Annotated in this window: 16 protein-coding genes; 3 read left to right on the plus strand and 13 right to left on the minus strand. The window is 65.8% G+C overall.

Translation table 11 applies throughout. The features are described from left to right. Positions 1-4 precede the first annotated feature (4 nt). From HV770_RS25835 to HV770_RS25870, 8 genes are all read right to left on the minus strand, one after another. Complete coding sequence (locus tag HV770_RS25835; protein ID WP_175164292.1) at positions 5-1,234, minus strand: D-alanyl-D-alanine carboxypeptidase family protein; 1,230 nt, start codon at positions 1,232-1,234, stop codon at positions 5-7. A 316-nt stretch (positions 1,235-1,550) separates the two neighbouring features. Continuing rightward, positions 1,551-2,195, minus strand: a complete 645-nt coding sequence (locus HV770_RS25840; RefSeq protein ID WP_175164294.1) for an alpha/beta hydrolase — start codon at positions 2,193-2,195, stop codon at positions 1,551-1,553. Between the two features lie 8 nt (positions 2,196-2,203). Continuing rightward, positions 2,204-2,527: a (2Fe-2S) ferredoxin domain-containing protein gene (locus HV770_RS25845; RefSeq protein WP_121319203.1), complete on the minus strand. Its 324-nt coding sequence runs from the start codon at positions 2,525-2,527 to the stop codon at positions 2,204-2,206. Between the two features lie 173 nt (positions 2,528-2,700). Next, positions 2,701-3,858: a VanZ family protein gene (locus tag HV770_RS25850; protein ID WP_175164296.1), complete on the minus strand. Its 1,158-nt coding sequence runs from the start codon at positions 3,856-3,858 to the stop codon at positions 2,701-2,703. Between the two features lie 31 nt (positions 3,859-3,889). Next, positions 3,890-4,516, minus strand: a complete 627-nt coding sequence (locus HV770_RS25855; protein ID WP_175164298.1) for an ABC-type transport auxiliary lipoprotein family protein — start codon at positions 4,514-4,516, stop codon at positions 3,890-3,892. A 28-nt stretch (positions 4,517-4,544) separates the two neighbouring features. Beyond that, on the minus strand, positions 4,545-5,507 hold the full coding sequence (locus HV770_RS25860) for an MlaD family protein (RefSeq protein ID WP_175164300.1): 963 nt from the start codon (positions 5,505-5,507) through the stop codon (positions 4,545-4,547). Positions 5,508-5,523: 16 nt separating this feature from the next. Continuing rightward, the gene (locus HV770_RS25865; RefSeq protein WP_175164309.1) at positions 5,524-6,402 is read right to left on the minus strand and encodes an ABC transporter ATP-binding protein; all 879 of its coding nucleotides are present in this window, start codon (positions 6,400-6,402) and stop codon (positions 5,524-5,526) included. Further along, a complete protein-coding gene (locus tag HV770_RS25870) occupies positions 6,399-7,532 on the minus strand; it encodes an MlaE family ABC transporter permease (RefSeq protein ID WP_175164311.1) in 1,134 nt (377 codons plus the stop codon). Before HV770_RS25870 ends, HV770_RS25865 begins: the two co-directional genes overlap by 4 nt. Before the next feature lie 106 nt (positions 7,533-7,638). On the opposite strand from HV770_RS25870, the gene HV770_RS25875 reads away from it, so the two are divergent. Genes HV770_RS25875 through HV770_RS25885 form a run of 3 tightly spaced genes read left to right on the plus strand, consistent with a single transcriptional unit; the run spans position 7,639 to position 9,676 of the window. Beyond that, a complete protein-coding gene (locus HV770_RS25875; RefSeq protein WP_175164313.1) occupies positions 7,639-8,550 on the plus strand; it encodes a biotin--[acetyl-CoA-carboxylase] ligase in 912 nt (303 codons plus the stop codon). Continuing rightward, a complete protein-coding gene (locus HV770_RS25880; RefSeq protein ID WP_175164315.1) occupies positions 8,547-9,380 on the plus strand; it encodes a type III pantothenate kinase in 834 nt (277 codons plus the stop codon). Before HV770_RS25875 ends, HV770_RS25880 begins: the two co-directional genes overlap by 4 nt. Before the next feature lie 56 nt (positions 9,381-9,436). Further along, the gene (locus HV770_RS25885) at positions 9,437-9,676 is read left to right on the plus strand and encodes a hypothetical protein (protein WP_121316396.1); all 240 of its coding nucleotides are present in this window, start codon (positions 9,437-9,439) and stop codon (positions 9,674-9,676) included. Between the two features lie 88 nt (positions 9,677-9,764). Here the strand turns inward: HV770_RS25885 and rfaE2 are convergent, their stop codons facing one another. The 5 genes from rfaE2 to HV770_RS25910 all read right to left on the minus strand — a co-directional run bounded on the left by rfaE2 (position 9,765) and on the right by HV770_RS25910 (position 15,017). Continuing rightward, entirely contained in the window at positions 9,765-10,247 is a 483-nt protein-coding gene (gene rfaE2, locus HV770_RS25890) for a D-glycero-beta-D-manno-heptose 1-phosphate adenylyltransferase (RefSeq protein WP_175164317.1), read from the minus strand. 162 nt (positions 10,248-10,409) lie between these two features. Beyond that, a complete protein-coding gene (locus HV770_RS25895; protein WP_175164318.1) occupies positions 10,410-11,282 on the minus strand; it encodes a ferritin family protein in 873 nt (290 codons plus the stop codon). A 572-nt stretch (positions 11,283-11,854) separates the two neighbouring features. Continuing rightward, positions 11,855-12,667, minus strand: coding sequence for a PhaM family polyhydroxyalkanoate granule multifunctional regulatory protein (locus HV770_RS25900; protein ID WP_175164320.1), 813 nt, complete (start codon positions 12,665-12,667; stop codon positions 11,855-11,857). Positions 12,668-12,749: 82 nt separating this feature from the next. Continuing rightward, entirely contained in the window at positions 12,750-13,694 is a 945-nt protein-coding gene (locus HV770_RS25905; RefSeq protein WP_246291161.1) for an enoyl-CoA hydratase/isomerase family protein, read from the minus strand. A 78-nt stretch (positions 13,695-13,772) separates the two neighbouring features. Further along, positions 13,773-15,017, minus strand: coding sequence for an ABC transporter substrate-binding protein (locus tag HV770_RS25910; RefSeq protein WP_175164322.1), 1,245 nt, complete (start codon positions 15,015-15,017; stop codon positions 13,773-13,775). Positions 15,018-15,138: the final 121 nt, after the last annotated feature.

Consider the following 15,138-nt stretch of genomic DNA (forward strand, 5'->3'; position numbering starts at 1 on the left):
GCTCTTATTTCTTCTTGTTGAACATCAGCATCAGCGAATCCCACACGCGGCCGACCACGCCGGCTTGCGGCACGGCCTGCAAGGCCACCACCGGGAACTGCGCGAGCACCTTGCCGTCGGCCACCAGCTTGGCGACGCCGACCTGCTGACCGTTCGCGATCGGCGCGATCAGCGTGTCGACCTGCTCGATCTGCGGCTTGACCTTGTCGGCCATGCCCTTCGGCACGGTGATGTACTGGTCGCTCTTCACGCCGATCTGCACACTGTCCTGCGCACCCTTGTAGACGCGCGGCGTGCCCACCACCTGATTCGCCTTGTACAGATGCACCGTGTCATACGCGGTGTAACCGTAATTCAGCATCTTCAGGCTGTCCTGCACGCGGTCGTGTTCCTTGGTCTCGCCCATCATCACCGAGACGAGACGGCGCGACGCGTCGGTCGTGCCCGGCAGCGAACGCTTCGCGCTCGCGATCAGGCAGTAGCCCGCCGCTTGCGTGTGGCCGGTCTTCAGGCCGTCGACGGTCGGGTCGATCCACAGCAGGCGATTGCGGTTCGGCTGCTTGATCTTGTTGTACGTGAAGTCCTTGACCGAGAAGATGTTGTAGTAGTCGGGGAAGTCGCGGATCAGACGCGCCGACAGCACCGCGAGGTCGCCCGCGGTCGTGTAGTGCTGCGGGTCGGGCATGCCGTTCACGTCGGCGAAATGGGTGTTCTTCATGCCGAGGCGCTGCGCTTCGGTGTTCATCATGTTGACGAACTGCGCCTCGCTGCCGCCGACCAGTTCGGCCAGCGCGATCGCCGCGTCGTTACCCGACTGGATGATCATGCCGTACACGAGGTCGTGCACGGTGACCGGCTTGTTCGCTTCGATGAACATGCGCGATTCGTCCGTGCGCACGCGGCGCACCGCTTCGCTCGGCATCACGGTCTGATCCATCGTGATCTTCTTCGTCTGCAGTGCTTCGAAGACGAGGTAGGCGGTCATCAGCTTGGTCAGCGACGCCGGCTCCACGCGCTCGTCGGCATTGCCGGAGGCGAGCACCTGATTGCTGGTGGCGTCGACGAGCACCCACGAGCGCGCGTTCACCGCCGGCGGCGGCACTTGTGCGAACGCGGTGCTGGCAGCGAGGGTCGCCGGCAACACGATGCCGAGGGTGACGGCGCGGCTAAGCTTGAGGGGAACGAAGGAAGCAACTGACGGGAAGGACGTGCGGCCGGTGGTCGAGAAACGCATAAGGTCGGTTCGTGCGGAAAATACATCGCGCGCAGGGCGCATAGTTTGGAAGAGCCGGTCGGCGGGCGTCTGGCCGTAAAACGGCGCGGCGCCCATTGGACTTCCGGCGACCTGGTTGGTTCGCGCAGCATGCCCCACAGGCACCGCTGCGCGCGAAATGACGCTCCGCGACGCGCGAACTGCCGGATGGACCGTGCTGCGCTCAAAAAAAGAGCGCTCATTATACGCGCGCTATCCGGCCAATCCCGGGTGGCGCAAACCGATTAATTGGCGGTTTCGCGTACCTGTACCCCGGAAAACGCGCGCGCGGCGCGGATCATCGCCACGCGTCGACGATGATCCGCTTCAGCACGTGCAGTTTGCGGTGCAGGAAATGTTCCGCCCCGGGAATCACGACCACGGGCAATTCCTGCGGACGCGCCCAGTCGTAAACGGATTGAATGGGAACAGTCTCGTCGGTCTCGCCGTGAATCACGAGCGTGTTTTCCGGCACCGGCGCGACATCCCAACGGCTCGCCGCGGTCCCGACCAGCACCATTCGCTCGATCTCCTGACCTTCTTCGCGCAGTTTCGCGGCCACGTGCGACAGCACGAAGGTACCGAACGAAAAACCCGCGAGCACGAGCGGCAGATCGCCCTGCCCGGCTTCGGCGCGCATGTGGTCCAGCACCGCGCGCAGATCGTCGCGCTCGCCGATGCCCGCGTCATGTTCACCCTGCGTCTGGCCGACGCCGCGAAAATTCGAACGATAGGTGACGTAGTTCAACTGCACGAGGGTGCGCGCGAGCGTCTGCGCAACCTTGTTGTCCATCGTGCCGCCGAACAGCGGATGGGGATGCGCGACCAGCGCAATGCCGCGCGGCGCGGCGCCGTTCTCGCGCATCTCGTCGGGCAGATCCAGCGCGACCTCGATCTTGCCGACCGGGCCGTCGATCAAATATTTCTTCGTGTGTACGTTCATGGGAATGCTTATTGATCGATTTTCAGACGCTCGACAATCTTGCCGTTCAGAAGGTGCGAGTCGACGATCTCGTCGATGTCGCTCTCGTCGACATACGTGTACCAGACGCCTTCGGGATACACGACGAGCGTCGGCCCCAGCTCGCAGCGATCGAGGCAGCCAGCCTTGTTGATGCGCACCTGGCCGGGGCCGGCAAGGCCGAGTTTCTTCACGCGCTTTTTTGCGTACTCCTGCATTGCCTGGGCATTGCAGTTCGCGCAACTCGGGCGCTCGGCACCGGGTTCGCGCTGATTCAGGCAGAAGAAGACGTGGTGCTTGTAGAAGGAATCCATGATGTCCGGGACGAGTTTGTGAGGGAGGGCCATGGCGCTGTCGGCGCGCCTCGTGTGCGGTCGATTATAGCGAGGGGGGCTGATGGCCGCCGATGCGGGCCAGCGGCGAGGCGTGTGCTGTGCGGGTCCATTGCGCGTGTGTCGGGCAGGCCACTCTCGCACCGCACCCTCCCTCACACGCGCTTCATACGCCGCTTGAGCCATGCCTGTTCGACGACAAACGCCAGCCACACCAGCGCCGCATACGGCCAGATCCACGCGAGCCAACGCGCGAGCCCGTTGAAGTGCAGATAACGCCCTTGCCGCCAGTCGGCCAGCACGACATCGAAATAAGGATTCACCGGCAGCAGATTGACGAACACCAGCGCAACCACCAGCGCCATGCTCGCGAGCGCCGCGCGCGAGCGGCGCCGCAGATGCAGCGCGAACAGCGCGGCAGCGGTGCCGCACACGAGCCCAGTGAGCGCACCGGGCGTCGCCCAGTCGAACGCGAGACCCGACTGCGACTGCAAGAACGTCGCGCCCACCTTCACGCACAACGTGACGACGATGAACACGAGCAACAGCCGCGCCCGCGGCGCGTGGCTGCGCACCGGCAGCGACGCCAGCGCCAGCGCGGCAAACAGATTCAGCGTGGTGATCACGGCTTCCCACGCGTCGTCGGGCAACCATGCGGCGGCCACGGCTGGCCATGCGCCGACGTGCCAGCCCTGCGGCGTCCACGCGAGCAGCGCGTCCTGCGTCGTCGAATCGAAGCGCATCCAGAGCGCACGCGGCCAGTTGCCGAGACCGAACAGGCGCGGCGCCGGATACATCGTCGCAAACGGCCATGCGACGACCAGACACGCGAGCGCCGCACGATCGCGCTCGAACCACAGAAGTCGCATACGCCTCAACAAGCCGCGATCGAGCAGCGCGCCGGTCGCGGGCGACATCATCGCCGCGCCGAGCAAAGCGCCGAGCGCGTTGGCGGCCAGATCGAGGTTGGACGCGACGCGCGTCGGCAGATACGTTTGCCCCGCCTCCATCACGCCCGACAGCAGCCCGCCGAGCACGAAGGCGAGCGCGACGGCCAATGGGCCGCGCCAGCGCGGATAGACCGCGAGCACCACCAACGCGCCGAGCGGCATATAGCCGAGCACGTTGGTGACGACGTCGAACGCCGTCAGGTACTGCGGCATGGGATCGAACAGATAGGCAAACGGCCCGAGCCCGAGTGAACGCCAGCCCGAAAACGGATACCACGAACCGTACACGATCAGCGCCGCATACAGCAGCAGCGCTTGCCGGGCCAGCACCGACGGACGGCGCAGCCAGGGTCGTTGGCTCATGCAGCGCTCCGTTGCGTGCGCTGCGGGCCCGTCATTGCGCGGCGACCAGCGCCTGCGTGGCCAGCCACGCACCGATCTGCGCGACCAGATCGTCGCTGGCCGTGGCGAGCGCCCGCGCTCCGCCGGCGGCATCCGCGGAACTGGCCGGCGCCTGGGCGACGAACGTGCGCTGGCCGATCACCTTGCCACTCTGTGTGAGCGTGGCGCGCGCGGTGATCGCCGCATGGCTTTCCATCTGGCTGTCGAAAACCTGCTCGAACTGGCTCAGGTCGACTTTCAGCACCGGCGCGGCCACGCCGTCGGCGCCCGTCAGCACGGTGCCGTGCGAACTGAGCGCGCCGCGCAGACGCTGGGTGAGCAACTGCGAAGGCATCATGGTCCAGTGGCTGTTCGCGTACGACGCGATCTGCTGCGCGTCGGCGTAGCTGAGGCGGTACAGCAGCCGGTTCGATTGGAGCACCTCGGGCGCGCTCACATCGAGCACCTTCACGGCCGGCAAGGTGCCCGCCGACACCCCCGCGCCCGGCGGCCCGAAGTCGAAGCGCGTCTCGGAGAGCGCCGCGGGGGCGCTCATGCAGCCCGCGGCCAGCACGCCGAACGCGAGCAGCACCGCCACGGCGGCGCTCGAGGACAACAATCGGTGAATCGGACGTGACATGAGCGTTCCTTTCTTCAAACCTGTGGATTCATCGGGCAGCGCGGCCGGCAGGCCAGGCGAAGCCGGCCTCGCCGGGTCCGGGCGCGGCCGGCGGTGCGCCGAACAGCACGCTGCGCGGACTGGTGCTGAACGTATCCGCCGCACGGTCCACCGAGCGGGCCGCCGAACGCACGTCTTCGGCGAGCGAATTGACGCGCGGCAGCGTGTCGTAGCCGACGCGCGCCGACAGCTCCTGCAACGTGGCGTTCATCGACGTGAGCGCGACGCCCGCCTGTTGCGCCGCCGTGCCGACCTTGTTCAGGTTCATCTCGAGCGGGCCGTTCGGACGGTTCAGGCCGGTGATCAGTTGATTGGTCGAGGCCAGCGTGCGGTCCAGCTGGTCGATCGTGCCCGGCAGCTTGGCGGTGACCGGCGAGATCTGCTGCGTCAACGTGGTGACGCCGTCGGCGGCTTTCTGGATGCTGGCCGCCGTGGTGTGCAACTGGTCGGCCATTTCCGGCGAGAGAATATTGTTCACGTCGTCGGCGACTCTTTCGAGCTTGCGCAGCAGGATGTCGCCGCGTTGCTGCAATTGATCGAGCAGGCCGGGGCGCATCGGCAACTGCGCGACCGCGTGAATCGACGACGGCAGCGGCCGCGGGTCGCGCCCGTTGTCATCCAGCTGAATGAAGGCGATGCCGGTCACGCCCTGAAAGCCGAGGCTGCCGAAGGTCGAGTGGGTAATCGGCGCGCGCGTATCGACGAGGATGCGCACCAGAATCTGCCCCGGATGGTTCGGATCGAATTTGATCGACTGCACCTTGCCGACGTCGAGCCCGCGATAGCGCACCGCGGCATCCGCAAACAGGCCGGTCACGTTGGTGCGCGCAATCAGGTCGTACGGCACGCGCACGGAACGGTCGACGTTGAACAGGAATGCCGCCGCCGCGATAGCCAGCAGCAGGACGATCGTGAAGAGTCCGGCCCAGAAGGCATGCGATTTGTTTTCCATTGTCAGGTTCCCTGGTTCACAGCGGCAATTCGGACGATGCCGGCTCGAGCGCCGCGCGCGGCAGCCTCGCGCGGCGTTCCGGCGGCAGCGCCTGCAACGCGCGGCGCCCGCGCAGGCCGAGGAAATATTCGCGGATGAACGGATGATCGACGCCCGCCGCCTCCTCGACCGGCGCGGCGACCAGCACCTTGCGATCGGCCAGCACGGCGACGCGGGTGGACAGCGCGATCATCGTGTCGAGATCGTGCGTGATCATCACCACCGTCAAACCCAGCGCGCGATGCAGCGCGGAGATCAGCTCGACGAATTCGTCGGACGCCTCAGGGTCGAGCCCGGCGGTCGGTTCGTCGAGGAACAGCAATTCGGGTTCGAGCGCGATCGCGCGGGCAATGCCGACCCGCTTGATCATGCCGCCCGAGAGCGCCGACGGCATCTTCGATGCATGCTTGCACGGCAAGCCGACCATCTCGAGCTTGAGCATGACAATGTCGCGCATTAGGTCTTCGGGCACCGTGCCGAGCTCGCGCACCGGCTGCGCGATGTTGTCGAACACCGACAGCGACGAGAACAGCGCGCCGCGCTGGAACAGCATGCCGGAGCGGCTGCGCATCAGCAGCGCGGTTTCTGGCGAGATGGTCGCGAGGTCCTCGCCGAACAGCTTGATGGTGCCGGAGGACGGCCGCTCGAGGCCGAGAATCTGCCGCACCAGCGTGGTTTTGCCCGAGCCCGAGCCGCCGACGATCGACATGATCTCGCCGCGCCGCACGTCCAGGTTCAGATGCTGATGCACGATGTTGCGGCCGTAGCGCTTGGTGATGTCGATCACCTCGATCACCGGCTCGGCGATCGACGGCAAGGGCTGGCCGCGCACGGCCTGGGTGAGTGGCGCGATCATCCTAACCCCACGTTCTGGAAGAGGATCGCGAACACCGCGTCCGCGAGAATCACGATGGTGATCGAGGTCACCACCGAGGTCGTCGTGCCTTCGCCGAGACTCTGCGAATTGGCCTTGATGCGAAAGCCGAAATGACAGCCGACGATCGCGATCAGCATACCGAACGCGACGCCCTTGCCGAGGCCGATCCACAGGTTCGCGATCGGCACCACGCCCGGCAAGGCCCGCGCGAAGTAGCTCATGTCGATGCCGAGCACGAGCTTGGCGGCGAGCGCGCCGCCGGTCAGCGCGATGATGTTGGTCCACATGACGAGCAGCGGCATCGCCACGCCTAGCGCGATCACGCGCGGCAGGATCAGGCGCAGGCCGTGGGGGATGCCCATTACGCGCATCGCGTCGAGCTCCTCGGTCACGCGCATCACGCCGATCTGCGCGGTGATCGCCGAGCCCGAGCGCCCCGCCACCAGAATCGCCGACAGCACCGGGCCCAGCTCGCGGATCACCGAGAGCCCGAGAATATTGACGATGTACTGGTTGGCACCGAACAGCCGCAGTTGCTGCGCGGACAGATAACTGAGCACGATGCCGATCAGGAACGCGACCAGCGCGGTGATCGGCAGCGCGCGGGCGCCCGCGTTGTAGACGTTCGCCGAGATTTCGGTCCACGGCGTGATTTTCGGCTTGCGCACGATCGCGAGCAGATCGAGCACGACGCGCCCGAGCATGCCGACGCCGCCGTACAGGTGCTCGAAGAACGAGAAGAGCGCGAGACCCAGTCGCGTGAACGGATCGAATCTGACCACCGGCTCGGCCTTCTCGCGCACCGTGTCGAGCAACGCGATGCGCTCGAAGATGTCGCGCTGCGTGTCGGTGAGCGTCGTGTCCGGGGGCATCCTGTGGCCCCACACGCGCCACAGCGCCTGACCGCCGACGTGGTCCATCCGGTCGATGCGCGACAGGTCCCACTCGCCGATGCCCTCGGCGCCGGTGAGCGAGCGCAGCAGAGGAATCACGTGACCAGTGGCGCGGTCGCGCGCGAGCGCGAGCGCCGTCCACTGGCCCGAGAGCCGGACGATCTTGCCTTGGCTGCCAGCCGCGACTTCAAGGCCGGGCGGAGTGTCGTAGTTCAAGGATCGCGAGAATCTGGTTATCGGGTTAAGGGCCATTGTAGCGAAGGCGCGGCAGATGGGCCGTGCTCAACCCCCCATGGAGTTCGCTGTCGCTACAATATGCGGCATGAACGCTTCCAAGACTCCACCCCAAGCCACCAGCGCGGCCGGCGCCGACTGGCGCATCGACCGCGAGCGCGCGGTCGCGCTGTTCGGCGCGCATGCGCATGATTGGCCGATCGAAATCGTCGAGGAAACCGGCTCGACCAACGCCGACCTGATGACCCGCGTCAAGGCGCTGCCGCGTAAGGCCGGCGCGCTGCCGCGCCCGATCGTGCGAGTCGCGTATCTGCAAACCGCCGGCCGCGGCCGGCGTGGCCGTCCGTGGTACGCGGAGCCGGGCAATGCGCTGCTGTTTTCGGTCGCGTGCGTGTTGCCGCGTCCGCTGGAAGGGCTGGCGGGGCTGAGTCTCGCTGTCGGCGTCGCGCTCGTCGACGCGCTGCGCTCGCTGCCCGTCGCCGGTCCCGGCCAGATCGCGCTGAAGTGGCCGAACGACGTGCTGCTCGAAGGCGACAAGCTGGCCGGCATCCTGATCGAAACCGCTTGGAGCACGCGCGACGCCAGCGCCGTCGTGATCGGCATCGGCACCAATGTGAAGGGCGCGGACGAACTGGCAGCGCAGGTCGGCGCGTTGAACGCCGATGTGCCGCCGCAGGCGCGCGGCACGATGCCGACCGCGCTGCAACGCGCGCTGCCCAACGCCAATCTCACCGACACGCTCGCCGCCGAGCTGAACGCGCTCGAACCGGCTTTGCAGCGCTTCGGCGCGGAAGGCTTCGCGCCGTTCCAGGCGCGCTGGAATGCCGTGCATGCGTATGCAGGCCGCGAAGTCGTGCTGCTGGAACAAGGTGTGGAACTGACGCGCGGCGTGGCGGCGGGCGTCGACGAGCGAGGCCAGTTGCTGCTCGACACCGCCACCGGCCGCCAGACCATCGCGACCGGCGACGTCTCGCTGCGTCTGGCCGACGGTGCCGCATGACGAGCGGCGCGCCTTATCTGCTGATCGACGCGGGCAATAGCCGGATCAAGTGGGCGCTCGTGCAGGCGGGCGGCACACAGCTCGCCGCTGGCGCGCTGGCACACATGAACCATGCGGCGCAGGGCGGCGCCGATCAGCCCGACTGGTCGAACTTGCCGACGCCGGGCAGCGCGTGGTTATCCAATGTCGCCGGTGAAGGCGTCGCCGCGCGAGTCGCGGCGCTGCTCGATGCGCACTGGCCGCAACTGCCGCTCACCACGATCCGCGCCCGGGCGCAGCAATGCGGCGTGACCAATTGCTACAGCACCCCCGAGGCGCTCGGCAGCGATCGCTGGGCCGGCATGATCGGCGCGCATGCCGCGTTTCCCGGCGAACACCTGCTGATCGCGACGTTCGGCACGGCGACCACGCTCGAAGCCTTGCGTGCGGACGGCTGTTTTGTCGGCGGCCTGATTGCGCCGGGCTGGACCCTGATGATGCGCTCGCTCGGCGAGCACACGGCGCAACTGCCGATGCTCGACGCCGCCGCGGCACGGGGGCTGCTCAATGCCGATGACGCACGCGACACCGCACGCCGCGGCCCGTTCTTCGCGACGGACACGCCGCGCTCGCTGTCCGCCGGTTGCACGCTGGCGCAAGCCGGTTTGATCGAGCGGACGTGGCGCGACTTGCAGGATGAATGGCAGGTGCCGGTGCGGCTCGTCGTCAGTGGCGGCGCCGTGCACGCAGTGGCGGGTGCGCTTAAAGTGCCGCATACTCGCCACGATTCGCTCGTGCTGTCCGGCCTCGCGCTGATTGCGGCCGAGGGCACGGTGCAACAGAGCGCCTGAATCGCAAGCCGCCAACATAAGAACGGCTCAACTTTCTCTGGACGGGACCATCCACAATGCTTCGCTGGCCGATCGCCATCTTGCTTCTTGCCAACATTCTGGCATTCGTCGCGGTGCGCGGCGTATTCGGCCCGGCGCCCACGGCCGGCGGCCGCGAGCCGAATCATCTGAATCGCCAGGTGCATCCGGACTGGCTGAAAGTGCGGCCGATCACCGCTGCCGAAGCCGCCGATCAGCCGGTCGTCGGAGCGCCGGCGCCGGCGGCGCCGGTTGCGGCATCGGCGTTGCCGCAGTAAGAAGCTGCGGGCGAAAGCACGACACAGCGCGGCAATTGCAGTTTCTTATGAACGCGAGCGCGCCGCGTGACCTTCACCACGACACCGTTTAGCCCTGCGTGCGGACCTTCTTCAGCAGCGCGGAGGTCGAGCGATCGTGCTCGAAAGGAATCGCCAACGCCTTGCCGCCCCAGCCTCGCACGATCGCCGACTCCGGCAACGCGTCCATATCGTAGTCGCCGCCCTTGACCAGCACGTCCGGGCGCAACGCCGTAATCAGTTCGACCGGCGTCTTCTCGCCGAAGCACACCACGTAGTCGACGCTCTCCAGTGCCGCCAGCAACGCCATGCGGTCGGCTTCGTTGTTGATCGGCCGGTCATCGCCTTTGCCGAGCATGCGCACCGACGCATCGCTATTCACACCGACGACGAGGCACGCACCCAACGCCTTCGCATCGGCAAGATAGGTCACGTGCCCGCGATGCAGGATGTCGAACACCCCATTGGTGAACACGACCGGCGCGCTCAACGAAGGACGCAGCTTCACCAGTGCATCGCGCGTCAGAATCTTGCGTTCGAAAATAGCAGCCATGACAAAGTCGGAGAGAGAAAATGCCGTCACGATACACGGTGCACGCCCTGAAGCAAAACGGCCCGACAAGCTCACGCCTGTCGGGCCGTTCCAGAAATCGTCAAACCGGTTCGCGGCTTCGGCACTAAAGGGCGCCTGAATCCGCGAGACCTCATCACTCCATCACGCCGGCTGTTCTGCCGACTTTTGCTCCGCCTGCAAGCGCGCCACCACTTCCTTGCGATAGCGGTTCAATTCCTGCGCCGTGGTGAAGGTGCGCTCGAACAGCAGCGACAGGTTGTGCAGAATGCGCTCGATCACTTTCTTTTCCCAGCCGTCGTCGAAACGGATCTGTTCGTCGAGCCAGCGCTCGAGCCATTCCGGATCCGGCAGACGCGATTGAATCGTGTCGCGCGGGAACAGCGCCTGATTCACGTGCAGGTTGGTGGGATGCAGCGGCTTTTCCGTGCGGCGCGCCGAAGCCATCAGCACACCGATCTTCGCGAATGCAGCGCGTGCGATGTCGCCGGTTTGCACCATCGCCTTTTTCATGTAGCGCAGATACGCGCCGCCATGGCGCGCTTCGTCGCGCGAAATGGTTTCGTAGATCTGCTTGATGACCGGCTCGGTGTGCCACTCGGCTGCACGGCGATACCAGTGATTCAGGCGAATTTCGCCGCAGAAGTGCAGCATCAGCGTTTCGAGCGGCGGCGCCGGATCGAATTCGAAGCGCACGGCGTGCAGCTCTTCTTCAGTCGGGCACATTTCCGGTTTGAAGCGCCGCAGATATTCCATCAGCACCAGTGAATGCTTCTGTTCCTCGAAGAACCACACGCTCATGAACGCGGAGAAATCGCTGTCGTGATGGTTGTCACGCAGAAACATTTCCGTGGCGGGCAACGCCGACCATTCGGTGATCGCGTTCATCTTGATCGTCGCGGCCTGCTCGTCGGTCAATAGCGATGCGTCGAACTTGTCCCAGGGAATGTCTTTTTCCATGTCCCATCGAACGGATTCGAGCGATTTATAAAGTTCCGGATAAAGCATGGTGTTCATAGTCCCACCCCTGTTCTGCGCATACTGTCTGTGTCTGTAACTACTACGTGTAGCATTTTCGCTCACGACGAACGAAATACACCGTTTGTCGGCCAAGCATTCAATTTTACGCGGTAATCGGCTGCCTAAATGCACTTGGCAGCAAAGAAGTGCGGGCGTCTTGCGCCAGCGCCAACCCGTAAGTTACGCGCTGTGCGGCCAACCGTGGGTGAGGGATACCCTGTGCCTGAGGTCGAGCCAGTCTGCGATGAAAACCGCACCGTCCAGCCCTGCGCCGGTCGCACCGGCGGCAAATGAAGCGAGGGCGGCTGGATTGGTTCTTGTCAACGCACGCCCAAAGCCAAATGAAGCTTACACAATGATAGCACGCGGACTTTACCGATTTCGCATCACACAGGTCGCAATTCCGGTGCCCGCTTGAGCTGTGGCAAAAAAGCCCGCAATCGGCGCAGTGTGCCTCGTCATCAGCGGCAAAAGCATGACAGGCGGCGAATCTGCGTTTTGAGCCAGGCCCGCCTCGAGGTTTTGGCGCTGCGACGCGACGCGCGCGCCGCTGTCTTTCGTTCCTGTCTTTAAATAGACTTTTTCGCAGTCGAGCCGCTCGTTCCCGTGCTGCTCGTGCGTTTTGCGGAGGTCGATGCACGCTTTGCCGCCGGCCGCTTCTTCGCCGGACTGCCGGCTTGCTCCGATGCCGAGGTGTGAGCCGCCGCGCCGCGCGCCGCCGACGGCTTCGCCGCGTCCTTTTTGGCGTCCGTCGCTGCCCCGCTTGCTGCCCCGCTTGCTGCTGCGGCGGCGGCCGGTTGCGTCATCGCGAACTGGGCGATCTGGTCGAACTGCGATTGCAGGAGATTCCACCAGGCCGACGCGTCGAACGGCGGCGTGGCCGGCGTGTCCTCTTCCGTCTTGTCTGCGGCAGCCGCACTGTCCGATGGCGCGGCGCTCTGCGCGGCCGGACTCGGCGCGGGCGCCGCCGGATGCGGCCAGCCGCTCGCCGGCGCGGGACTCGGCGCGGCGGACGCCGCAGCGGGCTGCGCCATCGACGACTGCGCGAACGCACCAAACGCGCGCAGGGTCGCGAGCGTCGCGCGCTGCACTTCGAGCGCCTGAATCGCGGACTGGAGCATGCTCAGATTCAGCTTCAGCCACTGCTCGACGGCGCGCATATCGGTGATGCGCTTGTCGAGTTCCTCGACGTTGGTGAGCGGCGCCATCATGTCGGACATCATCGACAGCGACGGCCCGAGGCCGCCGCCCGGTTGCGCGCCGGTGAGCGCGGAGCCGAACGGCGAGAGCCGCATCATGCCCCACATGCGATCGAGCATTTCAGCGGGCGGGAAGCCAGGAAAGCCGGGAAAGGGCGGCGTGGAATCAGTCGTGTCGGTCATGCTTGTCGCCTCGATGCATTGGGGGAAGGAATGAGCGCGATTCGCGCGTGTGCGATTCGATCATACCGTGCGAAGCACGGCCTCAGGACCGCTCTTTGCCCGCTGCGCCGTTGTTGGCGCTGCCATTGGTGTCATCGTTCGCGCCATTGCCCGACGGCGCCTGCGGCTGGCCGCGCCACGGATCGCTTGCGCCGAAAGCGGGCGCGCGCCGTTCACGCAGCGAGTTCACGCCCTCACGCACGTCCGGCCCGGCAAAACCCATGAATTCCAGCGCGAGCGACGTATCGAACGCGGGGCCCGCCGAGCGCAGCCAGTTGTTCAACGCATACTTGGTCCAGCGAATCGCGGTCTGCGAGCCGTTCGCGAGTTTCTGCGCGACTTCGAACGCCTTCGGCAGCAGATCGTTTTCATCGACGGCGAGCGACACGAGGCCGATGCGCTCCGCCTCTTCGCCGCTCACCGGTTCGCACAGCAGCAGGTAGTACTTGGCCTTCGCCATGCCGCACAGAAGCGGCCAGACGATCGCCGCATGATCGCCGGCGGCGACGCCGAGGCGCGTATGGCCGTCGATGATGCGCGCGGTCTTCGCCGCGATCGAGATATCGGCGAGCAGGCCCGCCACGAGTCCCGCGCCGACCGCCGGACCATGCATCGCCGACACCACCGGCTTGCTGCAATTGATCACGTTGTAGACGAGATCGCGCGCCTCGCGCCACACCCGCGCGCGCACGTCGAAATCGGTCGCCATGTCTTCGACCAGTTGCAGGTCGCCGCCGGCAGAAAAGCCCTTGCCCTCGCCGCGAATGATCGCGACGCGCGTGTCGGGATCGCGGTCGATGTCGCGCCAGATCTCGGCGAGTTCGAAGTGCATTCGCGCATTGGCGGTGGCGAGCCCGCTCTTGTTCGCGCCCTCGCCGCTCATCACGACTTCGAGCACGCCGTGCGGATGGCGATGCAACTGCAGCGACTGATAGTGAGCGTAATACGGGTCGTTGCTGTGGCCGTTACTGTGTGGTGCCTGAGACATGATGAACAATCCGTGTGTCGCTGTAGCTGTTGAACCGGAGCCGCGCGAACGGGAAAGGCGGCGGCATGCGCCGCACCTTCAACGCGGCTGATAAACCCATTTAGCGTTCCTGATTTCCACCATCACGCGCGCCCGCTGATCAAGCCCGAGATGATCGGTAGCGCTCATGTTGACCACGCCGTTGGTGTCCGCGAGACCGTGCGTCGCTTCGAGCGCATCGCGCAGCGCGCGGCGAAACTCCGGCGTGCCCGGCGCGCCCGCCTTCAGCGCGATCGGCACGGCATGGTCGAGCAACACGCCCGCGTCCCACGTATACGAGCCGAACGCCGACACGCTGCCCGGTCCGCGCAACGCCTCGAAGCGCGCGATGTAGTCGAGCGCGAGGCGTTTGGCCGGATGATCCGCCGGCAATTGCGCCGCGACCAGCACCGGGCTCGCGGGCAGGAACGTGCCATTGCAGTCGGCGCCGCAGACGCGCAGGAAGTCGTTATTGCCGACGCCGTGATTGTGATAGATCAGGCCTTTGTAGCCGCGCTCCCGCAGTGTCTTCGGCGGCAACGCGGCGGGCGTGCCGGCCGCGCCCACCACCACCGCATCGGGATGGGTCGCGATGATCTTGAGGATCTGGCCGGTCACGCTCGGGTCGGTGCGATTGAAGCGCTCGCTCGCCACCATGCCGATGTGATGCAGTTGCGCGAACTTCGCGACTTCGGCATAGAAGGTTTCGCCGAGCGCATCCGCCTGGCCGATGAACGCGATGGTCTTGACGCCGTGCGTGCTCGCGTGTTCGGCGATGGCCGAGGCCATCATCGCGTCGGTCTGCGGGGTCTTGAATACCCAGTGACGTTTGGCGTCGACGGGCTCGATGATTTTAGCCGACGACGCGAGCGAGATCATCGGCGTTTCACCCGCGGCGACCACGTCGATCATCGCGAGCGAATTCGGTGTGATCGACGAACCGATGATCGCGTCGACGCGATTTTCGGAGATCAGCTTCTTGGTATCCTGCACGGCCTGGGTCGTGTCGGATGCGTCGTCGAGCACGATGTATTCGACTGTCTGTCCGCCGATCTGTCTGGGCAGCAGCGCGACCGTGTCGCGTGCGGGAATGCCGAGCGACGCAGCCGGGCCGGTGAGCGACAGCACGAGGCCGATCTTGACCTGCGCGCTCGCCAGCGCCGGCAACGCACCGACGAGCGCCGCGCATAGCGCGGCGGCGCGGCGCACGAAACGGTTGTGCCCATGACTCGCGCGCACGCATGCAATCACGTTCGGCGCGCGAGCGCGCAGGCTTCCAGGCTCGAGGGATTCCAATCGCGGCATGCTGTCTCCTCACGTCGGTTTTTCGTTTTTGATGGACTGCCGATGCGCTGCGCCCGCGCCGCCGAGCGCGGATTTGCGCCATTGTTTTCACTGCACGACTTGCGATGAGCCGGCGGCCCGC

The organism is Paraburkholderia fynbosensis (genome assembly GCF_902859935.1).
In the GTDB taxonomy this organism is placed as follows: Bacteria; Pseudomonadota; Gammaproteobacteria; order Burkholderiales; family Burkholderiaceae; genus Paraburkholderia; species Paraburkholderia fynbosensis.